A 25,244-nucleotide genomic window follows, 5' to 3' on the forward strand; every position below is an offset into this window, starting at 1 on the left:
ATGGGCATAGAGCTACCGGGCGAACTACAGTGGGTCGCCAAATGGGTTGTCGGCGCGGGTGACTGGCCTGAGGGTGACGAAACCGCCATGCGGCGAGTCGCCGACGCATGGGACACCTTAGCCACCGTGCTCGACAGCGATATCGAGCTCGACGCCGACGGTGCCCTACGAGATGTTCTCACCGCGCTCGATAGCGGCAAGACCCACGACGCGCTCGCCGACTATTGGCGGCAGATCGACGGTCCAGAGGGATCACTGCCCGCGTTGATCAAGCGATGCCACTCCCTGGCCGACAGCCTGAACGACGGCGCCAACGACATCGAGCACACCAAGATGGTCATCATCGCGGCACTCGTTATCTTCGCTGCCCAGGCGCTATGGGCATTAGGTGTCGCCGCGACAGGGATCGGCGCCCCGGCCGCGGCAGCCGCAGAGGTAGCCGCGCGGGTCGCCACTCAGATCACAATCCGGATGGCGATCAGACAACTCATCCAGCGCATGCTGACGCGGGCCGCGGCCAAAGCCGCCGCCCGCGCCGCGTTAAAGGGCGTCGGCTGGGGCATCCTGCAAAGCGGCGGCGTGGACCTCGGTGCCCGGCTTGTGCAGATCGCCGACGGTCACCGTGACGGATTGAACGCCAAGGACTGGAATCAAGTCGGTCTCGGTACCTTGACCGGAACGGTCGCTGGCGCGCTCGGCGGCGGACTTGGTGCCAGCGGTCTCGGAAGTAACGCCGTCGAGGCGGCAAGCTCCAAAATCGGCAAAGCCGCCACCCAAACCGCGGTCGACGGCGTCGTCGGCACGGCCGCCTACGCAGCGGGCACCGCAGCGACGGTGCCATTCGGCGGCAACTTCGACTTCAGCGCACCGATGGCGACCTCATCCGTCGCCAACGGCGCCATCTTCGCCGCCGGTGCGGGAGCCCACCACAACCACGACTCGACTACTACGAGCGTTGACCATGGCACCGCGCCGCACCTCGACCTCAGTAGCCCCCAGGACATCGGCACAAAGCCATCTCCTACCATCGAGGCCGAGCCAGCTCCAGCAGTTACGACTGAGACCAAACCCAGTCCTCAAACACCGGCCGTCGAGCACACCTCACTCGAGGCACCGCCGTCGCCCAGTCAGCATGAAGTCACTACGGCGCCAGCCTCGACTGGCACGGAAACAGTTCGTCCGGATCACCAGCACGACAGTCCATCGCCGACCACCGCAGACACCACCAGTCGGCCGACCGCGCATAGCGACGCGCCGCCCGCTGCGACGCAACCACCCGCGCATACCGACGCGATGCCCCCAGGCCATCACGAAACCCCAACGCTGCTACAGGAACAGTCCTCGCCGTCGCTGGCCGACAACCAAAGCAGCGGTCCGCGGATGGAACGCCTACCGGACGGCTCCACGCTGCTGTCTGGGCACGGCTCACTGGACATTGAAACCGTTTTTCATCCGCCTACCACCGAGTCAACCCACGCGCTTGATACGCCGTCCGTCGAACCCGACGCGGCGCCGTCGGGCGTGCACGCACCAGCCTCGACGCCTCACGAGGCCGCTACCCCCAGAACAGTCAGTGGTGTTTCTGACGTGGTCTCGGGCGCACCGACGTCGCCAAGCCATCCGAGCACAAGTGCGGTTGCGCCCGTGACCTCGACGGCGGTGGCTGATGGTCCTTCGGTACCGACAACCTCTTCGGTAGGCCCGTCACCCACTCTCGGCCTGAGCGCACCTGCGCATGAGGTCGCTCGGCCGAGCGCACCCAGTCACGCTGTGCCTGCAGATGCTCCGCAAGCGGGACTGCCCACATCTACTGCGGTTCCACCGGCAGCTGCACGTCCTGACACGCCCACGGCAGCGCGACCGGAGGCTCGGCTGCCGCACGCTGCTGCTGCGCCGGCCCCAGCCTCAACGCCGAGAAGCGTGGCACATGATGCCCATTCCACTGCCGTTCGGTCTCTTCACGAGTCTGAGCAAAGGCCGCACGCTTCGGAGCTACGGCCGGAGTCTGGTCGGCCGACCACGACGATTCCAGAGCACAGGCCCCCTCGGGAGGACTCCTCCGTCGCTCGACCACATGATTCTCATCAGCCGCCGCGTGATCCCGGTGCTCCGGCTCACCACCCTGCCCCTCGCGACGCACCGCACGTCAACGAAGCTCGGCCCGAGCGCGAGCGCTACCGACACCAGGCCGACGACGACAGCCGCCTGACTTCGGTCACGCCGCGCGGACGCTCGAACGAAGACGCCGCCTACGACGTGCATCGCTTCACCGACAACCCGAATGACCCGGTCGCGCTGATCAGCATCCAGGTGCACCTCTCATCCGGCGACCACATATCCCCGCAGGAACTACAGCAGGTCCTCGAAAACGCCCAGCTGGGCGCCGACCGATCCTTCAACAGCGGTGAGCGACTTCTCAGCGGCGACCGTCTGCTGGTCGATATCGTCCGCACCGATGACCCGGCCGCCGCACACCTGCACATCAATGTCGACCACGCGCCGACCGGTCCCAACACCTGGCACCCGAACGACCACCCCGACGTCCTCGCCGACCACCTCCGCCACCAACTTGGCCTGCCCACTGATACCGGGCACACTCCGGGTCTCGACGCGGTGGACCTGCGCCACCTCAGTAACGACATCGCTCGCGCCAACACCCCGTCCCGGTTCCAGGACCTGCCTCAAACGCGGGTTGTCGGCAACGGTCGACTGAATCACCTTGAGGATTCGGCCTTCCAAGCCGCGGTGGAGGATGCGCTGCGCGATGGCAACCGCTTCCTGGTCGGAGCCGATCCCCGCACCAACCCCTACGGGCAGCTGATCAACGACGGCGGTCCGGAAAATCCGGGGCGCAGCAACAACTGCGTCGAACAAGCGCTGGCCGCCATCTCCTCCTTCCACGGCGACCCACAGGTCGGGGTCCCGAGATGGGCCGATGTGCTGGCAGACGGAACACTCGATCGCACCGGAGGTGAAGAGGGAGGACTGGAACGCGCTACCGAATGGCTCGGGGGTGAATGGCAAAACTTCGACCACCAGGGCAAGACCATCCAGGAACAGTTCGACGCACTCCACCAATGGATTGCACACCTGGGCCCCGGATCGTCGGCACTGATCGTCAACGAATGGCATGCCCGCGACGTCAACACGGGCGAATTGCGCTATCACCCTGACGGCTCGCCGGTGGTCGACGGCTCGCACGCCACCGTCATTGTCTACCCCTACGACGCCAGCGGACCCGTATGGTGGGACCCGCAGCAACGACTGCTATCAGATACACCGCCGGCCTACATGTCCGCGAACTCATCGTCGCTCTGGTTCATGACAAACGGCCCCGATGGAGGAATCAACAGTGCCAGAACAGCTTCAGACGCGGGAGCAAGTGGAACAGTATCTGGCACGCATCTTCTCGACCGATCAACAGTTCCAGATACTCAAGACCGAGTACGGGTGGGTCTGTCGGAGGATCCTGACGCCAGAGGAGACCGCCAAGGGGATGGGACTCGGGCTGGGGAACTACGTGATCAACGCCCAGACCGGAGTAGTGACAGCCCATTCGAGCCTTCCTCCCCACGTGATCGGGCAGATGTACGACGAAGCGATCCGGAACGGACAACCGATCCAGGGCAGCCAGGTCTACCCACCCCGGTGGCGCGTGAGCATTCAACTGACACAGGAAGATCAACAGAAGATCGAGTACCAGCTCGAAGCCCAGTCGATGGCTCAACCCCCCGTACCGACCATCACGCACCATCTGCTGATCGACAAGCACACCTTGTCCTACCAGCCGACCGACACCACATCGGCGAACGCAGTGGCCTGGGCAGAGATGCGCAACCGGGTGGACGGGACCTGGCCGGAGCAAGGGACATTCGAGTACTGAACTCACTGGGCGCCGCGCCCAACGAGGTACTCACCCCGAGATCAGCACAGCTGCCGGACATCGCCCCACCCGGCCACACTGAACCCGGTGGACCAGAGGGTGATCCGCACGAGCGGCCCAATGAACGGGAGCCGCACTCTTCCTCAGAGGGATCACACTCCTCACGTGACAATCAGTCGACCCCGCCTGGCATGTACCGCGACGCGGACGGCATGCTGCACCGACCGGGCGATCCGGCCAACTCCTACCGAGACCCCGATGGAAGATGGCATCAATTCGGAGACCCGGAAGGCACCTACCGCGACAGCGAATATCGGCTGAGGAACGGGAGTGGCTGGGTCACCGATCCCGCGACCAGAGAGGACATCGCCTTCCTGGCGGATAAAGGTCCGGCCCAAGCCCACGAAGTAGCGAACCCAGACATACGGTCGAGGCTAGACGAGTTGGCTGCCGAGGCCACCCGGCAAGACCGCGACCGCGCTGCTGCCGCCGAAGTGGTCAAAGCCCATATGAGAGAGTTCGACGTCGACAAGATCGACCAACTGAGCGAGAAAAAGCTGGTCGAGTTCATCGAAGACAGAGAAGACCGAATCGCCAACGACCTCTCGCTCACCGACCAGGATAAAATAGCCAAGCTCGAGCGGTTGCACGAGATGCGGGACAACGCCCGAGAGTACAACCGACTTGGCATCGAAAAGGTGCTCACGTCAAAAGAAATGGGGGAGTTGGGTGGAATATCCCACGCCACCGACCGTCCCGACGTTGTACTCCTGACCCCGTTCGAAAACGCGATAGATGGACGCGACACCTTCGACGTCATCGCTTTCGCCGGCCATCCGCCCACGCTGATCATTGATGAGTGCAAGGGCGGCACTTCACCATTGGGTGCTGCCAATACCGAAAACGGACGCGCACAGCAAGGCTCGCGGGAGTACGCTGAGCGCACCGCTGCCATCGAAAAAAATCTCAAGCAACTTCTCATGGAAACACCGGAGCAGATGCGTGCGCGTGGCCTGGACCCGAACAGCCCTGAAGGGCAACAGTTCTTGAAGGCTCGCGACCAGCTGCTCCGAGCCCACGCCGACGGAACTCTCCAAGTCGAGTACAATCTTGTCCACGTATCCCGCGACGGCACCGTCAACGTGGCACATTTCAATATTGAACGTGACGGTCAGTCGTTCTTGCCCGAGATTCTTGGCGGCATCGATAAGTCTCGCGCCTTCGAGCTCGTCGAGAGGCGAGAGCAGGAACAGCAAATGGCGAAGGAGATGGAAGATCTCCGGGTCGAGCTATTGCAAGCACTGCATCCCGACGACCGCCAACCCGTGTTGGATGCGGTCGAATTCGCGCAAACAAGCGCTGTCCCTGGGAAAACGGTAGAGGAGTTGCGGAGCCAGATCCTTGAAGCCATGGAACGGATCAACTCGGCGCAAGCCCTGGAACCCGGAACCTTGAGTAAGGAACTTTTCGCGAGTTATGAACTTCTGGACAAAGTTCACGAGTTGGAGAATGAGAGAAGCCAAGCAATCTTGGCCAACCTCGATCTGCACCCAAGCCTCAAAGAGGTCGCCTCTGAATTGGTGGCGGCCGAAATCGTCGACCGGGACCGAGCGCTCATCGCCAACCTGCGGGCTGTCGACCGCGGATTGGTGAATTCTCTGACGGAACGAATTGTAGAGTCCAGAGAATCGCAGCTGCCGGAGCGTGCGCAACTCTTGGCACAAGCGACTGAAAAGGTCAATGAGCTGACAATCGGTCGCGATAGCGAGCGGGGGGCAGACTTCACACGCGCCCTCGAAGCGCACCGAGCGATCGAGCAAATCGTCGCTGCAGAGCGCGCAAACGATACTCGCACCATCGAGGCGATCGGCCTTGCCCCTCAACATGCAGTGGAGCTGTCTCAGGCTATTGCGGAATCGCGAGAAGAATCGCTTACGCCGTTGAGAGACGCTGTTGCTCGCGAGACAATACGCCAGCATAATCTCGCTGTAGAACAAAATCCCACGTTGAGGATCCCGGAAGGGCGGGAATCTTCATTCGACGCTAAGGCGTACCTGCTTTGCCTGGAAAATGAACCGAGTGGCTTCGACAGGAGTAAACAAGCATACATCTACGAGTTACCAGGCCGCGCGCCAATTCTTGTCCCCTATGACTCGCTAGCCCCACGACTGGCAGAAGCCGCGAAAGCTATTGAACGGGGAGTTTCAGTCGATCACGTCGCACTGGTTCATTTGACCCGGATCAGTCAGGCCATTCCGGCACAGGAGGCCGCTCTTACACGGCCAACTGCTGAGGAATTGCAGATGCGCGGCCGCAGCCGAGACGCGGCCCGGGAACGTGAAAGAGGCCTCTACCGAGGGTATTGAGGCGACGGTGAGTAGTAGGTGAGCGATGATCATAAGGGTGCCGGCATGGCAATGATTCGCGCTGCATTGGGGCGGACAATGCACGATACGACAGCCCGCAGAGTGCAGAAAGGAAGCCTATCCATGTCAAGCCAGGTACATATCGCCCTGCTTGGTTGTGACCGCGAGATTCTGTCCCCGGGCAAGGTAGGGTGTTCCTGTGACTGAATGGCACACCCTCAGTGACGCGGAAATCATCGAGCTGGCGACCCGACTGCGGTCGTTGGATTGGTCATGGCGGATGTCCGACATACCGCAGTTAGCTGCGGAGTTCGGATGGGATGTTCAGAGTCTCGGGGCCCGGTCGGCCATCCTGGACGTCGGCTTCGGGATGGCAAGCGGCGGTGTCCAAGGCCGCGGTGATCAGGCTGAAGTGATCGAAGTTGCGGTGACTTCCAGGGCAAGCAGAGACGCGGCCGGTCAAGCATCGTTACGCGATTCTTTCGCGCGGATGACGTCGACGCTTACCGGTAGCCTCGGAGAGCCGTCGAGTCGGCAACCTGGCGAAGTCCCCGAGATCCGTTGGGCGGGGGAGAAGACGACGCTGCAGCTGATGTGTCTTCGAACGACGGTACGTTTGTATCTGGTGACCAACTCGTGGCTGGCTTTGCATGACAAGACGATAGAACTGCAAGAGCAGGGGCTGATATGACCAGTTGGGCAGAGTTCGCCGATGGTCTGACCCAGCACCTGGCGACCTTGTCGACCGACACCGTCGTAATCATAGGTGAGGCCGGGCAACCGAAAGAGCGGCGCCGCTTCGTACAGTTTCGGCAACTCGACAACATGATTTGGGCCGAGCTGCCGGGCGACAGCTGGCTCGATCCCGATGTACGAGTCGGTGACACCGGAGGCCAGCTCATCACCAGCTGCGGGTGGCAGCAACCCGACGCCGACCACTGCGACAACTGGTGGTACGAATTGCAGTGGCCAGCCACCTCGGACGGCTACCGACAGTTGGCGTCGCGAATAGTGACCGGCCTACGCGACGCATTCGGTATCGCGGATCCGGCGACGTTAGTGTACGAGGCATGGAACGAGCGTGACGGCAATCGCCAGGTGGAGTTGCCGTACCTTGGACTCTCGACAAGAGGGAACGTGCTATGAGTAGCGTCGGTTCGAGCTCTGACCACAGTGCGGCCGGTTGGCGGGTGATGGACGACTTAGCGATCGTCGAGCTAGCCCTCCAGTTACAGTCGCTGGTCTGGTCGTGGCGGATGGATAACCTTATGCGGCTTCTCGTCGTCTTCGGGTGGCGGGATCCGATCATTCAGTCCAGTGACTGGGTTCGCTTCGACAGCGGCCTCGGGCCCGGCAGCTGTGACGTGATCGGCAGCGACGGTGACGCAGAACGGATCGAAATCGCCCTCACCACCCTGGCTTCGGACGACGCCGCTGGCCGAGCTGCGGTCCACGATGCCTACACACGAGCGGCTGCCGCCCTGGCCGGCGCGCTCGGAGCACCGACCGCAGAGATCGTCGGTTCGAGTCCCGAGGTCCGATGGAGCGGTGAGGAAACGACGCTGCTGTTGACGGATCTGGGCCTTACGATAGGACTGCGCTTGGTCGCTAACTCATGGCTGACCAATTACGACCAGGCGAACAACGCGCAGCTACGGCGGACCAGCTGATCAACGGTTGTAGCGGATCTCTGTTGAGAGATGGCGCCTTGGAGCAGTCGATGCACAGCTGCGCTCCAAAAGTCGGTATCGGTATGCGTCATTGACGACGCTGGCACGGAAGCCAGCCGCCGCCTGTGCCGATTGCAGCGGCGGTTCGACGTGCGGCACCCCAACCAGCGACAGACCGTTGTAAGCGCTGGTTACTGATTCGCGTGTTTGTACTGTTCGATTACTTCGGCAGCGATGCGCCCGCGGCTAGAGACCTCAATGCCTCTCTTGCGCGCCCACTCTCGGATAGCTGCAGTCTGATCCCGGTCGCTTGCTGGCCTGCCCTGGCTGCCACGTGCCCGTCGAGCCCGGCCCACCTTGCGGGCGTGAGGCGTCCACTGCTCGAACACGCCGCGCAGGCTGCTGGCGTTCAACACCGACAGGTCCATCTCGTAGGCGATGCCGTCGAGAGCGAAGTTGACGGTTTCTTCCGCGGGGGATTGACCGTCGTAATCGTCGACCATCTCGACAACCACCTTGCGTGCCATGCAGTAGTCCTTTCACACTGGAAAAGCGAGAGCGGAACGCTAAATGCTAACGCATAGCGTCCCCGCGCGGTTCAGCCGCGATGTGCGTGGATGGACGAGCCGGAGCGCATCTGACAAGCGGGTTTCGTCTTCTTAGTTCGTGCTGGCATAAGCCTTTAGGTCGGCCTGCCTACGAGCTGGAAAACAGTTCGGCGGTGGTGAGACGTAGCGCTTGGTCAGCCGATGCAGCGTGGTCAGTCTGGCCCAACGTTTGCCCTGATCGAGAGACGCCATCGTGGCGGCGGCCATATTGGACCGCTCTGCCAGCTGCTCCATGGTCAACCGGCTCTGTCGGCAGTCCCGGAAACCTCCGCCGTCGTGAGGAAATGTTCGCAACATAGCCGGTCTCATGACGGGGGCCGTAAATCGCGCTGGGCGGCGAGTTCGGCTTCCAACTCGGCGATGCGTGCCTCCAACTGTTTGCGGCTGGTCCTCACCGCACGAGGAACAGGCGAGGGTGCCGGTGGTGCTGGTTCCGCCTTCACCCCGATTGGCTCGTACGCGACGATAAGGGCGGGGTCGAGTCCGCATGCTGCACAGGGGTGGGCGGATGAACCGTGCATGGTCGGCTCAGCAGTCTCGCGGTGTCGTGTCGTTTCGGTGATGTGGCCGCAATAGAGTCGGATCCGCCAACGCATAAGGTCGTGGTCCGGCGTTGGCCCCGACGCTGCCATCTTCTTCAACGCGCGGGTCCGGGCGGCCTCTGTCCGTCCGCGGAGGCTGGGGTCTGCCTGTTCTTCTATGTGCCACTTGGCAAGTTGCTCCTTCGCCCATTCTCGCGCTGCCTCGCAGTCCTTTTGTCTACGGTGGTCTCGTCGGGTCAGTTCGTACTTCTCCAACGGGGTGCCGTGGCTCCGGTAGTCAGTCATAGTGTGTCTTCGGCGCTGCGCAGCCGTCTGGATGCTCCGATCTGCACGGCATTGGCTCGTATGGTTGTGCTGGCGAACTCCGAGATCGTTTCTCGGCGAACTCCGACGTCGTATGAGGGCAGTGCGACGTTGTCGTGACGGTGAAAATTGACGTCACTGGGCGTCGGACTTCGGCAGTGCATACCTTGCGTGGAGCCATGAACTCGTGCTGCGCTCGGACAGATCCGCTCTGGCAGCATGGCAGGATGCCGGATCTGCTGTGGAGTGAGGTCAAGAACTTCTTCGACCCCGACCTGATGGGTGCGCTGCCGGATGTATCCGTGTCGGGCACCTCGGTCGAGGACTGGCAGGCGGTGTTCGATCTGGTCCGGTCGAAGGGGTGGGCATGGGAGTACTCGGAGGGTGACGTCACGCAGCGGCTGCCGTCCGCCGCGGAGGTTCTGCCGCGCCCTGCCGGTGCGGAGATCGTCACGCTGCGTGTCTGGCCCGTCCCGGATGTGTTGGTGGTCTTTCGTCCATGGTCTGCCACAGAGATCGACTTCGATGTCGACCTTCGCCAGTTGCAGGGTCAGGCGGGGTTGGACACCCTGTGTGGTTTCCTGTGCACGGTCGGCCGGCGGTTGGGCAAGCCGGTATCCATGAGCGCGGAAGGCGACTACGGTCACCCGGTGCTCGGTTTCGACCCCGCCGCCGACCGCGTGGTGCTGCTGGCAGATCCGGAGCTCGACTGATCTTCTTCCGCGTGCGAATCGGGCTCGAGCACACGAATCGGCGCACTGCAACAGAGAGCACGACGTCAGAATTCGTCGATACGGATATCGTCCGATCGGCACCAACGCCAGCATTCACCGATCAGTGACGTCGCAGATCACCGATAGAACCAGCTCGTAGAACATCAGGAGGGCTGCCACGGAGCAGCCGCTCGGATCCATAGCCGGCGCAGCGGCGACGAACCTGGCGGTGCGGTGCGTTCTGATGGATACGCGAAACCTCGGGAATCCGACCGATTCGTCGACGGGGTCATACCGCATCGTCGAGGATCCATGCCATGGAGGTCGGCGACGAGTACATCTACCGAGCTAAGGACTTCGCGCCATCACAACGGGTCCGCATCATCGGCATCGAGCGGCGGAAGACAACCTCGCGGGTAGACATCGAGTTCTTGGACGGCCAAGCGCGAGGTACCAAGGAGAACGTGCCCGGAAGTCGCCTGCGCGGGCCGTGGGCGCAGGTAGACGAGTTCGACTGGTGGTGGGCCAACTGGGAGCGTCTTAACGACGACCACTACGAAATGACCGCGATAGAGGAATACGCCGTCGCCCAAGTCTTCGGCACGCTGATTCCGGACGAGGTCGCTGAGATCGAAGGACGACCAATCAGAGACTGCATCGCGGTCCGCGACACCACTGCCCTCGAACAACTGCTCGGGATCCCGATGGAGAAGCTGACCGCGGACATCGCCTGGTTCGAAGCGAGCGAGGTGGTGTACCTCTCCTCGGCGGCCGGCATCCTCATGGCCGAACTTGCTTGCCACCAGAATCCGACACCGATACTTGAGCTTGTTATGAAGGAAGAAGCCGAACAGCGGGAGCGCTGCAAGCACGGCCGAACCTTCCAGGCTGTCGATGGGTCAGGTGAACGAACCGCGACCCCCGAGCAGGAGTACGACTCCTACCGTAAGCGCCACCGTCCGCGCCATGAGATGCTTCGTCAGTGGTGCGGTCATCGAGCAGTCACCTTCCACGAGCGTCTGCTTGCCGCGGAGGCTGAAGTCGAGCGGCTGGACATTCTGGCGGCTCGGGCAATCGGCATCGTCAAGGAGAGCAACGCTTTCCTGGGCCAGGAGTTGGAAGAGGAACACGAACGAGAGCGCATCACGCCGGAGAAGGTTCGCCCGGTTGTTGACCGGCCGCTCGATCCTTCGGAAATGCCCGTCATCTATGTCAAGAGGCGGCAGCGCAGATGGTGGTAGCAGCCCGATGTCGTCGATGCTTGGCTGCAAGAAGAATGCTGTCCCGCAGCGCAGGGGCTATGCCGCTGCCCGATCCTGACCGGCTCCTGCGCGGTGAACCTCGTCGTTCTTCACCCAGACGAAGGCGACCCCGCTTCGGGGCATGATCCAGCCATCGAACTGCAGGCCGATCGTTCTGCCGGGCACTGCTTCTGGGCTCTTGGTGACGACGGTCTTGTGGCTGCTGGCAATGAAGTCGATCAGGTTGACGTAGGCGATGTCCGTGTCGCTGTAGTCGAGGTCGATGTCGATCCCGCGGCTTGGCTGATCCACCGTGAACTGCAGCCACCGGCTCTGCGGTGCGGGTTGTAGGCGGTAGGTGAATGCGAGGGTCCGTGGCCGCGTCCGATGGCCATCCGGTAGACCAAGATCGACGGTGTAGGTTTGCGCTCCCTTTCGAGCGCTCCGTCGGATGGCGCGTTCCTCGCCATCAACGGTGAACTGGACCAGTTCGAAGGCTTCCTTGGCGCCAGCGTCGATGCCGCTGGTTGGGTTGTAGTACCAGGCGAAAGTGGAGGCGGGATCGTGGGTCAGGGCGCGGTACTCGTCGGCATCGGATACCGATACGAACCGGCGCACGGTGCCTGACGGCACGGTGGTGTATTCCTGACGCACCGTGATGACAAGCCCGGCGGGATCGGCGGAGATTGCATGGGCGGTATTCGATGTCGGGGTGGTGATCCGAACCGACAGTTTGACGTCATGCCATCGTTCGATGGACTGCACAGCCTGGTCGCGAATGTCTGTGTAGAGCTCGCGGGCCAACTCCCTGTCCTTGAGTCGCATTGCCAGGCTGTTGGCGATGATCTCGTCCAGGAGTTCAGGGGTGGCTACCCGCTGGAGGTCATCGTCTGCGAAGGCGAATCCCTTGATGACGGCTTCTTTCATGGCGGGCGCCTGCTCGATCAGCAGCCGCCGGAGGCGTGCTTCGTCTGCCTCCTGCTTCTCGCGCTCGAAGTAGCTGTCAAGCCAGACGCCGAGCAGGCCGGCGCCAACGAGGAGCGCGCCCAACTCACTCCACGGTACCCACGACAGCCATCCCAGCTCTCGCCCTGCCGGGAGGGACTTGCCGACTGCCATGAGCCCGACGCCCGTCGCGAACAACACCACGACAGCGAGGAGTTTTTTGGTTCGGAGGAGTCGGTTCAGCGCATCATTCATGGAGTTTGATGCATCTATTGTACCAAGCTGGCGGTATTTGGCCTAGACCAAAAGCAGGGTGGGGTGTTCAACTCGCGAGCGCCCCACCCTGCAGTCAAGGTGTCGGTCGTTAGTCGTTGCCGCCACCGAAGAAGCCGTTTCCGCCGCCCATGGTGCCACCTCCTCCCGGTTCGCCTCGCCTAGTGGCGGGTTTGCGCTGGGGGCTTTTGCCCCAGTCAACGGGGCAAAACCGCCCATTCTCTCGGCGAGGGCGACTCGACAGTAAGGTACGAAACGCTTGGGGTCAATACGCTTGCGTACGTCAAACTCTGGCCGCTTCCGCCTGAGTCGTATGGGGTTGGGCATCATGCCCGACGACGCCAAGCCTCCGTTGAACGAGACCACTCGCGTATTCGGCTCTCGTGTCCGTGACCGCCGCCTTGAAATCGGCCTCAGCCAGGAAGCAGCGGCAGTTCGATGCGGCATTCACTGGACCCAACTCGGCAAGGTCGAGCGCGGGCAACGCAGTCTGCGCCTGGAAACCATCGTCAAGATTGCCGACGGCCTCGACATCGACGCGGGCAAGCTGGTCAGCGGATTACCTATTCCGGCGGCTGCGTCAGATTAGAGGGCCGCGGAACTCGGCTCGGACGCGTTAACGGCTCGGGTCGATCGTGCTCCATGGCGACTGGTCCGTGCCAGTGTGTCCGCGGGCGTGGTGAGATCGTCTGCCGTCACCGAGTCAGCTCGTCGGTCGTGCCCAGCTACTCTGGCCCGAGCAGCCAGTCCGGTGTCTGTATGGCTTCCGTCCAGTCCGTTTGAATGATGGACCCGTCAGGGAACATTGGAATCCGGCGCTCGCGAGCTGACGCGAGCAGCTCTGAGACGCGCTCACCGAAGCCGGCCGGATCATCTGTGGGAACTTCCCTGGCCAGGTCAGCAAGTCCTCTCAGGAGTCCGAGTTGCACACGGAAGCCCCCGAAGTTGACCGTCTCGAACGGAACTTCAACCGACGTGTCCTCGAGGCGGTCGCCAGCATCGAGTGCATTGATGAACGGCTGGTAGTAGGCGTGGAGGTAGCGGTCCCATGTCACGTGGTCGAGCCGGATGGCGTCTTCAGCTGGCTCGTCGGGGTCGAAAGCATCGACCACCAGTTCCTCCCCGGTGGGGAAGGAGGCGACGCAGCCCAGTGCGAGCCACGGCGGGTCGGAGTCGATCGACAACACGGAACGCTTTTGCTCGCGGAGCTTCTCGGGAAGCGTGCGCTCCATGGCGCGCGAACGCCCCTTAGCTTCGGCTACCACCCACCCCGGGGAGGCCAAGCCAAATAGATCCGCACGCTTACGGCCGGTCCCGAAGACGACTCCGTACGTCGATGCGTAGCGGTCGATATGCAGCAGATGGCTGACACCAAGCACCTGGCGGCAGAAGATCGCTGTCATTGCCGTACCGAGTGCATAGGAGAGGCCGACGAGTTCGGATCGGTCGAGCTCGTGCGCCAGCCGCGAACGGGTGAGTGCACCATAGGGCCGACGACGAATGTAGGCCGGGATGAGTGACGTGCGGTACAGCCATTCCCAGGTCGATGCGCTGCCATAGCGGTGGCGGTCACCGGGGGCACGCCCGGTAGTGAACAGCGCATGGGCCAACTCTTCGGCCCGAAAGCTCAACTGTCCCCGCGAGTCCACTGAGGTTGGGAACGCGTAGGCGTTGTAGTTCACCTCGAATGACGGTGAAAGCGGAATACCTACCATGATGCCTGTGTCTTTCCTCTGCTCGCTGCCCACTGGCGTCGCCCCGTTCGGTGCCGCCCAAGTGGGCAGCCCAATATCCCAGCGAAGTGCGGCAGACATTCCTTTGCAACTCGATACGGTCAGCCGAAGCCGGGCGTCTCGATCTCGAACTCATCCGGGTACAGTCTGAGCGCACTCGGTGGCCGGCCTTCGGGGATGTGAAGCAGCGGATAGTCCGAGGAGCGGTGCTGCTGCGGTCGGTAGGTTCCTTCGAACAGCACCATCACTGAGCCGCCCACCCCATTTTGGTTTCGTTTCGAGTTCGCATAGCGCCCCGCATTGAGCAGTCCGCGGATATCCCGCCCATCGTTTCCGACGGTGATAGTGCCATCGTGGAACAGCTGGACAAAGGTGCCGTTGTCGGCGCAGACGGTGGCCGCCACCGTGTGGCCGAGTGCGGGATCGGTCGGCACGTCGATATCGGGGCGCCGCGGCTTTGGACCTGGGACCTTCAGGTGTTCACCGATCTCGATGTGGATACTCTCACCCAGAGCGGTCTGGCGCTCCCTGCCACTAACAGTCCAAAGGTGCGCTGTTGAGCGGACTTTGACGCGTCCATCGTAGAACAGGGATATACGGTCGCCGTTGCTGTTGCCAACGACATGCTTGTCGTTATTGGATGCCACTCATACCTCGCGGGGCAATGTTGGTGAATGATCGTGCTGCTGACCTGTGGCGCATCGTCGACTACCGCCACCTCACGCCTCATCGGTACTGTCGGCAGCTGGCGCGAACTGGTGGGGGCCGGGCCATTCCTGGCAGATCAGCCTGGTCAGTTCGGCCGAACGCTTCACAATATCGGTGTCGGTCCACGCGTCAGGGTGGTCATCGATCAGCTCTTTGTTGAGGACAAGCAGGCTGAACTTGCTCAGCAGTGAGCGCTTGCCCTTGCCGGCCTCGCGCCCGGTGGGGGCGATGAGTTGCGTTTCGCTGTCAGTCCAGGGGCGATGGGACAGGGAGCCGTTGAGCTTCTGCGTGACCAGGGTGAGGTTGCCGAGTGTGTTGACGAGTCGGTCGCGCTCGCGGGCGGCCTCGCCGGTCAGGGGCGGCTGCTGATCCCAGTGCTGCTGCCACTTCTGAGGCATGACGTGCTCGATCTGCAGTGGCCCACTGAGACTGACGGATTCATGGCGTTCGGATCGCAGCCGCTGCTCGATCGCCTCGAGAACGACTCGAAGTCGGCTTTGTCGGATCGTCTTGTAGATGCGGAGTGTCGGCAGATACTCCTGCAGCTCATCGTCACTCGGCCACAGTCGCGTCTCGGCCCTCTGCACGCTGAGGTAGCCGAACAGTGCGGTGCCGACCTTCTCCGGCTCGATGCCGTCGAGGATCGCCAAAACTGAGACCATGAACCGATTGACATCCTTCGTGGTGTAGCGCAGCAGCGTACGGCGGATCACCCAGCTCTCCAGCGCATCCAGTGCCAGCTCAATCTGATCGTCGGGGACCTGGTGGTTGCCGGAGATGATCGACATCAGTAGCGGAGTGGTGGCGGCAAGCTCCAACTCTTGGATCACTCGCCGGTAGAAGCGTCCCGCTGCAGTGTCCGGGGGACATTCGGCCAGCGTGCGGTAGGTCTCCGCGTCACGGATCAGCTCGCTGAGCAGTGCCTCGGCCGATTCGACGGTTGTCATGTGATCGCTGGCGTACTGGATGAAGGCCCGAAATGTCTCCTCGACCAGGATCTCCTCTCGTGTGCGCATCGTTAGCCAGTACTGCAGAAATGCGTCGATACGTGAGCGCAGGTGACGTCCCTGGGAAGCTTCATCGCGCCACCAGTCGTCGTCGAAGTCGCTCCAGAACCGGTCCGGCCAGCTATCGATGTCGGCGTGGAGCCGCTCGCCCTGCTGGAAGACCCAGTTCTTGATCAGATCCGCCTTGAGCAAAGGTGTGCCGCGGTCGTTGAGCGTTTCGAAGATCAACTGGTCGTCGTCATGCCCGGACAAGTTGATCGCCACGACGAGCAGGCGCGATTGCAGCACGTCGGTGAGTGCCTCAACCCGCTGCTTCTCGGTCCCAACCGGTTTTGGCTCGCCTTCCTCATGCTCGCCGGAAATCCAGGTGCGGATCTCGGTGCTGAAGAACTGGTGCGCCTCGGCAACGCGGTGCTCGGAATACTGGCCGCTGTCGGTTTGGACTAGGGCGGCGGCGAATGCCTCGCGGTCCGAGCGCGACGGCCAGAGCTTGAACTGCTCCGGCTTGCCTCGAAACCGCTTGGCCGCATTGACCGTCAGCTCCTCAAGCGCCTCGCCCTCGTCGGCGTAACCGAGGTCAGTGAAGGCTTTTTGTGCGGCATCGAGCAGCAGCTGCAGGGTGGTCGTGCGCTGCTGGCCATCGATGACAGCGTGCCGCGTGACGTCTCCGGAGATCGCGGGCTTGGACTTGAAGACGATGGCACCCAGGAAGTGTCCGCCGATCTCCTTCAACGTGTCCTGGTCGCCGTTCGCCTCTACCACCCGCTCTGCGACGCGCCTGACGTCTTGCCATAGAGGTGCCCACTGGTCCTCCTCCGACCAGACATACGGTCGCTGGAAGACCGGGATCTCGTAATGCACAGCACCGTCGAACAACGCTCGCGGCGCCAGCGCGTCAGCTTTCATTAGGCGATCTCCTCGACTCAATGAACCCCCAAGCAAGCATGCCTAGCTTAGGGACGGCGCACGGATCTTGCTGCAAATGCCAGATCAGCTGTCGAGCAGCATGATCTGCTGCCATGGGACCCGCAGGAGCGGCATAGCGACATGTCGTCGATGGAGCAACCCATTGGCAATGGTCATGGCATCGGTGGCTGATATAAGGCAAGCGAGTTGAAAACTGGACGGTCGGGTCAAGCGGAGATCGAGAACATTGCGCCACCACCAGGAGTTTCATTCATTTCAGTAGCTCTTAGCAAGACGTGATGTAGATCACGTTTGAAGATTCAATCTGACCGCAAACTAGCTTTCCATCAGGGTTGGGTCGGATGTAGGCTCCCTTTTCGGTACACAGCAAACCCCAGGCCAGATGCCGAGGGGGCTCTGGTCCTGGGGTTTCGTGTCTACTTGGCGGTAGGGCGCTGAAACTACCAGAGAGGCATGTGGTTGTCAGTGGTGGCAGCCATGTCGTGACGAGAGCTTGACGTTCTGAGTGCCGCGGACCGCGATCCGTCGTGGCCCACGAGATGAAGGGTGGCTCGTCGTTGAGTCGGCTCGGAGTGCAAGTGATCACCGGCCCCATCGGGTCGCTTGGGGGAGTATCGAAGCGCGGCGGTGGCTTAGGAGTGCGACCGATTCCCCTAGCATGTCAGGGTGATTGGGCTGGATGTAGGTTGTAGCCACTACGATATCCGAGATGGCCATCATGGAGATACTCGGATGTATCGCTGTCGATCGAGATCCAGGGTGATGCAACCTCTGTCGATTGCTGAGGCGATTCCTGCATCCGGGGACCTGATCAACACGCCCGAGAAACTCTTGGGTATGTGCAATGCGTCGGGCACTGACTGGGCTGTCCTGCATTTCTAAGCATCCCAAAAAGTCCGCTATTCCAAACTTCGCGCAGACCTGTCATAATAAATCTATTGCTTTAAGTTGAGGTATTTCTGAATGACTAACCCTGGTAGCGGTGTCGAAAGTAGATCGTTGATCTTCCCGTTGCTTTCTGACGAGCCATCAACGACTGACCTACTCTCTTTCGATGCGATTGCGTCGACAGTCGTGGACGCGATTTTCGACGACGCACTCGATCCGGTTGCACTGGGCATTTCTGGCTCGTGGGGCAGTGGCAAGACGACAGTTCTGGAACTGGTTAAGTCGCAGATAAAAGCAAGAGCTGCAGGTAGTGAGAACGGCCAAGTACTCGTGGTACCCGTCGACCCGTGGCGATTCGACCCGCTGGTGGGCCCGAAGGAAAGCCTCATCTCTGCGGTACTGACCGCTCTGGAGGGCGAGATCAAGCCCGAGAGCGACCCCAAGGGTAGAGCGCTTGCCATGGTCAAGAAGCTCGCCAAGAAGGTCAACTGGTCAAAGGCGATCCAAATGGCAGCCAGCACGGCTATCACGCTGCAACTACCGAGCCTTGAGGATCTGCCGGAACTGATAAATGACAGTGGCGACGGAGATGATGATTCCGAGGGTGAGCCGCGGGGGATGGATCAGTTCAGGGAAGAGTTTGAGGAACTTCTCGATTCCCCTGGCCTGAGGCATATTTCGAGGGTCGTTGTGTTGGTGGACGATCTAGACCGCTGCTTGCCCACCACAGTTGTGCAGACACTGGAAGCCGTCCGTCTTTTCCTGTCAGCCAAGCGCATGTCATTCGTCATTGCGGCTGACGAGAACCGAGTGGCTGAGGCGATTCGCCATCACCTGAAGCTCGATGCGCAAGTGGCGGATGATGAAGAGAGCATCGCAGAGCTGTATCTGCACAAGATCGTGCAGACGACGGTACCTCTCCCCGCGCTCAGCCGAGTCGACACGCAGGCGTATCTGTTCCTGCTGCTGTGTCGCGCAAGCGTCGACGACGTGCAGTTCGGTGATCTGGTGTCGCAGTGCACTCACTTGCGGCATACCGAAGGCAGCCTCGATGGTCTCGAAGTGCCGGCCGAGGTGGACCTAGACGAACCTCTGGCGATCGCCGCGAGGCTGACGCCGATCCTGTACGAGAAGCATAAGGGCAATCCGCGGCGCATCAAGCGGTTCCTGAATGACCTCAATGTGCGACATTCAGTCGCATCGCGTCGCGGTATCTCCCTGGAACCAGCGGCTACCGCCAAACTAATGGTATTAGAGAAGTTGCTCAAGGCTGAATTCGAACAAGTACTTGAGTGGCTCTCGGAGAACAAGCTGCGCGACCAGCTCGACGCTGTGCATGCTACCGCAAACCAGGGAACGCCGATGTCAGCCTCTGATGAAGCTGCAGACGGTGACGGTGTACCCGAGGGCCCCGTCTTCAGTGACGAGCTGATCCGATGGGCGAAGCTTCCGCCAACGCTTGATGCGTCGAAGGTTTCAGCCTACCTGTATGGCTGCATCCTTCACCCACAAGCCGATCGTTGATGTGGGGCTTCCGCAGCGATTGCGTGATATCGCGGCGAATCTGATGTCCAGCAGCAAAATTGAGCGACAGTCAGTAACGGATGATGTCCTGCGCGCTCTGGATGCTACTGACGCGCGCCAGCTGGTCGACTATCTGGCACGATCCACCCGAGACCAGCCAGCGATCCAAAAATTCACTGTTCAGTCCATCCTGCGGATCGCTGATTTCCACCAGTCGGTGACAGACGCTGTAATTTCGGGCTTGAAGCGTGTTCCTGTGAAGGAGTTGACACCGGCGACGGTCCTGCTGTTCCGGAACCGGGACGAGGCCATGTATCGGCCGCTCTTCGAAGACTGGCGCCAGGGCGACACACCCAGAACGGTCCGCACCGCTATCGAACAGGTGATGGGGAGGTAGTGACCGAATGGGTACCAGTGGCTCATTTGGTGGCAGCGGCGGCAAGGACGCAAAGGATCTTCGCGATTCTATAGCGGATTGGCTCGATGACGATCCATCGACCGGCCACACAGGGCCGGATAGTGAAGCATCGGCGACGGAACAGCAATTAGATCTACGCAATATTGACCGACTACGGCCGATAATCCGAATGTTGGCAAACTCCCGAGGTGGTAGTGGTGGATCGGCAGGCGGTGCCGGCGGGGCGGGTGGGCGTTCGTCTGGCGGTGTAACTCGGTCGGTTCAGCGGACCTCTCGGGTGGCTGGGCGAGCAGGGAGCCTCGCCTCGGCCTACGCGGCTGGTGATCGCGCGACACTGGCCGCTGCTGGCCTGAATTACGACGAGCTAGTCGCACTCAACGACCCCCTTGAAGTCGGATCACGGATTGCGAAAGCTGCTCTGGATAGCCAGAGTGACGGAACGATTGAATCTGGTGAAGAACGCGTGATCGTCGCCGAACTCATCGCTTGGATCATCGAGAGTCCACCTGATTCCGCCCCCCGGCCCGATGAAGTCGCACGGAAATCGATCGAACTAATTATCGCTGAGTGCTCTCTGTCCGAGGTGTCGGACACGCTGCGCACCGGCTCCATGAACGCTAGTGAGCGCAAGCAGGTCGAAGACGAAATCCGTGATGCTGCTGGTGTCCTCGCTAGCCAGGCGAGTCTGTCGGCCACTGGGGCAACCGAAGCCGAAATCGCGCAAGCTATCCGGGAGGGTATCGACATGCTGGTGAAAATCTATGGGGGTTCGGCATGACGTCGATTCTCTTCGAGGTGTCTGAGGAACGTGCAACCAGGGCAGGCGGATTCGATGAGGTCTTCCTGTGGAATGAAACCGCAGCTTCGACATTCCAAGGCCCCTTAAAGCCCTCACTGACCCAGCTCGGACAGGTGCGTCCACTCAACTCCGACTTCGTACGGATCGCTCTGGCAGTGCTGGCGTCCGACCGGTCGGTGCTGCGCGCTGGAGGGGGATCGAACTGGAATCGGAGGCATTTCGACCTCACCGTCGCGGTGGACCACCCTGAGACCTGGGCAGGCCAAGCAACACGCCTGGCACACATCATCGGCTTCCTCACCGGAGATACGTGGGCGTTCACCTTCGATCAAGCCGTCCCACTGCCCTCCTCCGCGCCCGCCTCGATCCTAGACAACACACGCCGCAACGTTCTCCTCAGCGGGGGAGCCGACTCGGCAACCGGCGCATTGATGTCCAGACACAACCTGGCCGCGGGCGAAGGCCACATCTTGATGTCGCAATTCAGCCAGCATGCCATGGCAGGCGTACAAGAGGCGCTTGCTGCGCAGATCGAGCGTCTGGTTGCTGGCAGAGGACAGGCACATCACCGGATACAACTCACTCGTAAGAGTGAACGGTTGGACGGCACCAAGTTTAAAGACGAGCGCTCAACACGCTCCCGGTCGATCCTGTTCCTGGCACTAGGTCTCGCGGCAGCCTCAGTCACCGACACCCCACTATGGATACCGGAGAACGGGTTCGCCTCACTCAACCCTCCGCTGGGTCCCGAACGCCGCGGCAGCCTATCTACCAAGACCACACACCCGAAATTCCTGGCCGACCTGAGGCACCTACTGACCGATATCGGTGCACATGGCGACATTGTCAATCCCTACGAGCGAATGACAAAAGGTGAGATGTTCCGCAGCCTTGCGGACACCTTCGGTGCTGAAGCCGCCTCAACATACTTGAGTAAGACCAACTCATGCTCCCATGCCGATGGGAGATGGGCTGGCATCAGTCCCGGCAGTTCGTGCGGCGTCTGCTTCGGCTGCCTTGTCCGGCGAGCCTCATTCCATGCGGCGGGGCTGGACGATCAGACAATCTATCTAAGCAACGACAGAACAGGAACGTCCGCCGACTATGTGAAGGGCAAGTCCATCGAAGTCGCGATGAGGGACTTCGTATCAGCGGGCATCAGCAATGCCACGATTATGGCTATGGACCTCCCGGAGAGCTACTCGGCCAGAGACGCGCATGACCTGTGCGTTCGAGGGGTAGCCGAACTCGCGGAGTTCCTGAAATGAGCCGACAACTTCCCCCGCTTGATGTACATGCCCATGTCGAAACCTCGGTCACTCAACGAGACCTGGAGGGACTGGGAGCCGTCATCTTCGCCGCCACCAGGTCACAAAAGGAGTTCGTTCAGACACTAGACCGACATGACCAGATTGTCGTGTGGGGTCTCGGGTGTCATCCAGGAGTCCCCGAGGCACACGTCGCCTTCGACGCAGATACATTCCGCGAACAACTCGCAACCACGCCATTCGTAAGCGAGATCGGACTGGACGCGAGATCGAAGGTCTCTGCGGCTGAACAATATCGCACTTTCCGGACGATACTTGAAATTTGCAAGGATTTGCCTCGAATCCTCTCCATTCACAGTGTAGGAAGAACACGAGAGGTTCTAGACCTGGTCGAGGATGGAGACGTAGACGGCGTTGTTCTGCACTGGTGGCTAGGCTCCGAGTCGGAGACGCGCCGAGCTATCGAACTAGGCTGCTACTTCTCAGTCAATCACGCCATGCTAGGCAAGCTGCAAGTGGAAATCATTCCCCAAGACCGCCTGCTGCTCGAAACGGACCATCCTGCTGGCGACCGGCGTTCTGTCCGTCCCCGTCGCCCGGGAAATACGCACGCTGTCGAGGAAGGGCTCGCACGCTATCAGCAAACCGACGTCGCGGCCATCAGGGCACTGCAATGGGGAAATCTGGCCCGCTTGGCGGGCGATCTGACACTAATACCGCTATTTCCTGCTGCAGTACAGCGCATGCTTGCGCATGCCGAACGCTAGTGCATGTCCCGCAACGCTCAGAAGGTGATCCGGCTGTCGAACTCGGATCCAACGGCGAAGTCGTGGACGGGCCTTTTTGCGTTCTGCGCATAAGCTGTTGCGCTTTGTGACCGTTTAATATCTTGCTGTGCGCGCGTGGGGATAGTTGGTCATTTTACTCTGGACGTATGACTATCACCCATGCCCCGCCTCACCAACCCCACCTACCTCCAAAACTACCGCTTCCTCTATGAAGCTTGGAAGCACAACCCTGGCCCTTTCGGCTATCTCCCCTGGGCTACTCAAATGTCCCTCCACCAGTACTACCGCCTCACCGAACGTCTCTCCGAAAAGACCCTGCTCGAACACGCGCTGCCATATCCAAAGCAGATCCCTCGCTACCACAACGTGCTGGCAAAGCCTTCGCTCAACTCCGTGCTCAGATTGCCTACGGCGAAGCTCATTTACGCCCGGTCTACATCTCCGGCGCGCCCAAGAAGCCACACCTCAAACGCAGTGAGATCACCATCAGCGCCGTAGCCCGTCCCAAGCCAGTTATGAAACCACTTGCCAAAGCCCTCATTGAAGTTGTCCGTGAGCGGCAACGCATCCAAAAGATCCGTGACGAGCTAGAAAAAGAGAGGAAGGACGACAAGCAGGCGGCCGCCTAACCCCTCCGCCTCGGCTTACTCCCACCCCTCGCCCGCATCTGCACCCCCGCCTCCATCAACTTCCGCCGTACCGCGTTCGGTGACACCCCATATTTCGTACCTAGCTGTGCCAGTGTCCACCCCGCCACGTACAGCTGCGCCGCTACTGGCACATCTGCTTCGCACAGTCCTTGTTGTCGCATTTCCACGCCGTGTTCGGCCAACAGCCTGAGCACGCTGCCTTGGCTCAGTCCATATCGTCGGCGCAACTCCGTCGTGGTTGCACCGTCCCGGTACGCCTCTGCCAGCTCACCTTCGGCCTCGGCTGTCAGTCGCTGGCTCACCTTGAACACCTGTGGCAGGGGAGCAGCCTCAGCATTTCGCCCCTTGACCTGCAACGACGGCAGCATCTCGACTAGCTTCCGTAGCCGTGACCCCTGGTACGCGGGTTTCGAATAGGCCCCCAGGAGGTCCACAAACCCCCTCTGATCTGCGGAAACGTCGAACTCGACAGCCGAGTTGATCCAGAACGGCGCTGCGACAGCAATGGATTTCGTCTCATCGAGCACCTTGCGGCCGAAGGGCTCATGGATGCGAATCGCTCTGCAGATGGGCCGCCCGCTGTCCCTGCCGGGCGGCTTGTCGACGGTGCGAGATTATGCCTGCCGGCCTGCCCTGTCAGGTCAGGCGTCGCCGGTCAGATCCGGATCGACTCGGCGCAGCGCCGACGCCAGCCACTCCGTCCGCCGGTGCTCATGGGGCATGGTCGCCAGTCCCTGTGTCGCCTCACGCACCGCTTCGGAATGGCGTCCGAGCAGTGCAAGAACCTCGCCGCGCTGCACGGCGCCGAACCGGGGAGTCCACCAGTACATCGCCTCGGGTGGTTCGACGCCGTCCGCCGTTTCCGTCGCGACGTCGGCGGCGGCCATGGCGCGTTGTGCCTCGCGTGTTTCTGCGCGCGCGGCCAGTAATTCGGCCCGCCGCATATGTGCGTAGGCGACGAGCACGGAATGTGCATCTCACACGCCGAGTGCGGCGTCCGATAGGGCGACGACCTCGCCGTAATCCCCGGTCGCGATCCAGGTGACTCAACCGGAGAATCCCAGGCTGTGCACAAGGCGGTCCGGGTCACGGGAGTCTGCCGCCAGACCTACCGCCGTGGCCAGGCTGCGCCGGGCGGCGGTGTCGGCTCCGACCGCGTGCTCCGGCCAAACTCGATATTGCGTTACCTCGGACGCGAGCGCAGCCGCATCGGCTCGTGCCGTGCGCGCTTCACGGGCGAAGGTTTTCGACCACGGTGTACATCCCGCGCAGCGAGATTCCCGCCGCCTCCCTGGCGGCGCGCAACAGCACCCCAGGTTCCACAACTCCAGCCTAGCCCGGGTGTGGAGGCCTGATGACGGCGAAATCGTCGGCCCGAGAACGCAGCTCACTTAACTTCGATTCAGCCCCGCCACTGGGTCGACTGTGCTCCTCGGCGGCGGGAACTCACCAACGCCAAGGGACGAAGGGCAAAGGGGAATGGACGCGCTCGGTTGGATCGACCCGTCGTCACCGACGGCGGAAGGGGACTCTGCTCAGGTCCGCCGCTTGGCGCGGCGGCTCGGATACGAGCTGCACTGGGCGAATATGGATACGGTGCTCGGCCTGGTCGAACAGGTCGAGTCATCCGGGGGTAGACGTGGTGTTACTACCATCGTCCGCGCACGTGGACGCGGTGACGATGGATCGGGCAATGGCTATCGTCGACGTCGAATGTGCCTCGCCACAGGCCTCATTCGGCCGCTGGCCCGCTTCGGCGAGGTGCTCCGGTGAGCGCGGCTCGGATCGGACTCTCGTTCGTGATCGGCCTACCTTCCGGCGGTCGTCGCAATGATCGTGTGGCCGTCCGACTACGACGAATGAGAGAAGGACGCGTTATGAGGCTCACGCTGCGCGGGAGAGCCGAATCCGGGAGGGCGTATCCCGTGCGCCGCGAGTTCGGAGGTTGAGTGATCCGGCCCGATCGTGGCCGGCGTCGGCATCGGTGGGT

At 61.6% G+C, this 25,244-nt stretch carries 19 protein-coding genes; 12 read left to right on the forward strand and 7 right to left on the reverse strand.

Features of this window, described 5'->3' with window-relative positions; genetic code table 11:
- From ACIHAX_RS28640 to ACIHAX_RS28655, 4 genes are all read left to right on the forward strand, one after another.
- The gene (locus ACIHAX_RS28640; RefSeq protein ID WP_397280616.1) at nt 1–6,249 is read left to right on the forward strand and encodes a toxin glutamine deamidase domain-containing protein; all 6,249 of its coding nucleotides are present in this window, start codon (nt 1–3) and stop codon (nt 6,247–6,249) included.
- 199 nt (nt 6,250–6,448) lie between these two features.
- Nucleotides 6,449–6,940 (forward strand): DUF6301 family protein, encoded by a 492-nt coding sequence (locus ACIHAX_RS28645; protein WP_397280618.1) that lies wholly within the window; start codon nt 6,449–6,451, stop codon nt 6,938–6,940.
- The gene (locus ACIHAX_RS28650; RefSeq protein WP_397280621.1) at nt 6,937–7,395 is read left to right on the forward strand and encodes a TY-Chap domain-containing protein; all 459 of its coding nucleotides are present in this window, start codon (nt 6,937–6,939) and stop codon (nt 7,393–7,395) included. The genes ACIHAX_RS28645 and ACIHAX_RS28650 overlap by 4 nt, the downstream gene beginning before the upstream one ends.
- Nucleotides 7,392–7,919 (forward strand): DUF6301 family protein, encoded by a 528-nt coding sequence (locus tag ACIHAX_RS28655; protein ID WP_397280623.1) that lies wholly within the window; start codon nt 7,392–7,394, stop codon nt 7,917–7,919. The genes ACIHAX_RS28650 and ACIHAX_RS28655 overlap by 4 nt, the downstream gene beginning before the upstream one ends.
- Nucleotides 7,920–8,110: 191 nt before the next feature.
- Here ACIHAX_RS28655 and ACIHAX_RS28660 read toward each other — a convergent pair whose 3' ends face one another.
- The gene (locus tag ACIHAX_RS28660; RefSeq protein ID WP_397280625.1) at nt 8,111–8,446 is read right to left on the reverse strand and encodes an Lsr2 family protein; all 336 of its coding nucleotides are present in this window, start codon (nt 8,444–8,446) and stop codon (nt 8,111–8,113) included.
- Between the two features lie 1,153 nt (nt 8,447–9,599).
- Here ACIHAX_RS28660 and ACIHAX_RS28665 point away from each other — a divergent pair.
- Together ACIHAX_RS28665 and ACIHAX_RS28670 are read left to right on the forward strand one after the other, a co-directional pair.
- Nucleotides 9,600–10,085: a hypothetical protein gene (locus ACIHAX_RS28665; RefSeq protein WP_397280627.1), complete on the forward strand. Its 486-nt coding sequence runs from the start codon at nt 9,600–9,602 to the stop codon at nt 10,083–10,085.
- 317 nt (nt 10,086–10,402) lie between these two features.
- Nucleotides 10,403–11,326, forward strand: a complete 924-nt coding sequence (locus ACIHAX_RS28670; RefSeq protein WP_397280629.1) for a hypothetical protein — start codon at nt 10,403–10,405, stop codon at nt 11,324–11,326.
- A 57-nt stretch (nt 11,327–11,383) separates the two neighbouring features.
- On the opposite strand, the gene ACIHAX_RS28675 is transcribed toward ACIHAX_RS28670, so the two are convergent.
- On the reverse strand, nt 11,384–12,526 hold the full coding sequence (locus tag ACIHAX_RS28675) for a hypothetical protein (protein ID WP_397280631.1): 1,143 nt from the start codon (nt 12,524–12,526) through the stop codon (nt 11,384–11,386).
- Nucleotides 12,527–12,872: 346 nt separating this feature from the next.
- Between ACIHAX_RS28675 and ACIHAX_RS28680 the strand changes: the two genes are divergently transcribed.
- Entirely contained in the window at nt 12,873–13,133 is a 261-nt protein-coding gene (locus ACIHAX_RS28680) for a helix-turn-helix domain-containing protein (RefSeq protein ID WP_062969593.1), read from the forward strand.
- A 136-nt stretch (nt 13,134–13,269) separates the two neighbouring features.
- Here ACIHAX_RS28680 and ACIHAX_RS28685 read toward each other — a convergent pair whose 3' ends face one another.
- The 3 genes from ACIHAX_RS28685 to ACIHAX_RS28695 all read right to left on the reverse strand — a co-directional run bounded on the left by ACIHAX_RS28685 (nt 13,270) and on the right by ACIHAX_RS28695 (nt 16,898).
- Nucleotides 13,270–14,226, reverse strand: coding sequence for a hypothetical protein (locus ACIHAX_RS28685; protein ID WP_397280633.1), 957 nt, complete (start codon nt 14,224–14,226; stop codon nt 13,270–13,272).
- A 152-nt stretch (nt 14,227–14,378) separates the two neighbouring features.
- Complete coding sequence (locus tag ACIHAX_RS28690) at nt 14,379–14,924, reverse strand: hypothetical protein (RefSeq protein ID WP_397280635.1); 546 nt, start codon at nt 14,922–14,924, stop codon at nt 14,379–14,381.
- A 72-nt stretch (nt 14,925–14,996) separates the two neighbouring features.
- Entirely contained in the window at nt 14,997–16,898 is a 1,902-nt protein-coding gene (locus ACIHAX_RS28695; RefSeq protein WP_397280637.1) for a DUF262 domain-containing protein, read from the reverse strand.
- Between the two features lie 1,020 nt (nt 16,899–17,918).
- On the opposite strand from ACIHAX_RS28695, the gene ACIHAX_RS28700 reads away from it, so the two are divergent.
- From ACIHAX_RS28700 to ACIHAX_RS28720, 5 genes are all read left to right on the forward strand, one after another.
- The gene (locus ACIHAX_RS28700) at nt 17,919–19,331 is read left to right on the forward strand and encodes a P-loop NTPase fold protein (RefSeq protein ID WP_397280639.1); all 1,413 of its coding nucleotides are present in this window, start codon (nt 17,919–17,921) and stop codon (nt 19,329–19,331) included.
- Complete coding sequence (locus tag ACIHAX_RS28705; RefSeq protein WP_397280641.1) at nt 19,297–19,728, forward strand: hypothetical protein; 432 nt, start codon at nt 19,297–19,299, stop codon at nt 19,726–19,728. Before ACIHAX_RS28700 ends, ACIHAX_RS28705 begins: the two co-directional genes overlap by 35 nt.
- Before the next feature lie 298 nt (nt 19,729–20,026).
- A complete protein-coding gene (locus ACIHAX_RS28710; protein ID WP_397280643.1) occupies nt 20,027–20,527 on the forward strand; it encodes a hypothetical protein in 501 nt (166 codons plus the stop codon).
- Complete coding sequence (locus tag ACIHAX_RS28715; RefSeq protein ID WP_397280645.1) at nt 20,524–21,816, forward strand: hypothetical protein; 1,293 nt, start codon at nt 20,524–20,526, stop codon at nt 21,814–21,816. Before ACIHAX_RS28710 ends, ACIHAX_RS28715 begins: the two co-directional genes overlap by 4 nt.
- Nucleotides 21,813–22,583, forward strand: coding sequence for a TatD family hydrolase (locus ACIHAX_RS28720; protein WP_397280648.1), 771 nt, complete (start codon nt 21,813–21,815; stop codon nt 22,581–22,583). The genes ACIHAX_RS28715 and ACIHAX_RS28720 overlap by 4 nt, the downstream gene beginning before the upstream one ends.
- A gap of 646 nt (nt 22,584–23,229) precedes the next feature.
- On the opposite strand, the gene ACIHAX_RS28725 is transcribed toward ACIHAX_RS28720, so the two are convergent.
- Both ACIHAX_RS28725 and ACIHAX_RS28730 read right to left on the reverse strand, forming a co-directional pair.
- Entirely contained in the window at nt 23,230–23,781 is a 552-nt protein-coding gene (locus ACIHAX_RS28725; RefSeq protein ID WP_397280650.1) for a hypothetical protein, read from the reverse strand.
- Between the two features lie 114 nt (nt 23,782–23,895).
- Entirely contained in the window at nt 23,896–24,219 is a 324-nt protein-coding gene (locus tag ACIHAX_RS28730) for a hypothetical protein (protein ID WP_397280652.1), read from the reverse strand.
- Nucleotides 24,220–25,244 lie beyond the last annotated feature (1,025 nt).

The sequence above is a fragment of the Nocardia sp. NPDC051929 genome (assembly GCF_044548645.1).
GTDB classification, from domain to species: domain Bacteria; phylum Actinomycetota; class Actinomycetes; order Mycobacteriales; family Mycobacteriaceae; genus Nocardia; species Nocardia sichangensis.

Excerpts from the sequence above, each read along its gene's own strand:
- ACIHAX_RS28640 (WP_397280616.1), top strand. The coding sequence starts at position 1 with ATGGGCATAGAGCTACCGGGCGAACTACAGTGGGTCGCCAAATGGGTT.
- ACIHAX_RS28650 (WP_397280621.1), top strand. The coding sequence starts at position 6,937 with ATGACCAGTTGGGCAGAGTTCGCCGATGGTCTGACCCAGCACCTGGCG.
- ACIHAX_RS28655 (WP_397280623.1), top strand. The coding sequence starts at position 7,392 with ATGAGTAGCGTCGGTTCGAGCTCTGACCACAGTGCGGCCGGTTGGCGG.
- ACIHAX_RS28660 (WP_397280625.1), bottom strand. The coding sequence starts at position 8,446 with ATGGCACGCAAGGTGGTTGTCGAGATGGTCGACGATTACGACGGTCAA.
- ACIHAX_RS28665 (WP_397280627.1), top strand. The coding sequence starts at position 9,600 with ATGCCGGATCTGCTGTGGAGTGAGGTCAAGAACTTCTTCGACCCCGAC.
- ACIHAX_RS28670 (WP_397280629.1), top strand. The coding sequence starts at position 10,403 with ATGGAGGTCGGCGACGAGTACATCTACCGAGCTAAGGACTTCGCGCCA.
- ACIHAX_RS28675 (WP_397280631.1), bottom strand. The coding sequence starts at position 12,526 with ATGAATGATGCGCTGAACCGACTCCTCCGAACCAAAAAACTCCTCGCT.
- ACIHAX_RS28680 (WP_062969593.1), top strand. The coding sequence starts at position 12,873 with ATGCCCGACGACGCCAAGCCTCCGTTGAACGAGACCACTCGCGTATTC.
- ACIHAX_RS28695 (WP_397280637.1), bottom strand. The coding sequence starts at position 16,898 with ATGAAAGCTGACGCGCTGGCGCCGCGAGCGTTGTTCGACGGTGCTGTG.
- ACIHAX_RS28705 (WP_397280641.1), top strand. The coding sequence starts at position 19,297 with ATGGCTGCATCCTTCACCCACAAGCCGATCGTTGATGTGGGGCTTCCG.
- ACIHAX_RS28715 (WP_397280645.1), top strand. The coding sequence starts at position 20,524 with ATGACGTCGATTCTCTTCGAGGTGTCTGAGGAACGTGCAACCAGGGCA.
- ACIHAX_RS28720 (WP_397280648.1), top strand. The coding sequence starts at position 21,813 with ATGAGCCGACAACTTCCCCCGCTTGATGTACATGCCCATGTCGAAACC.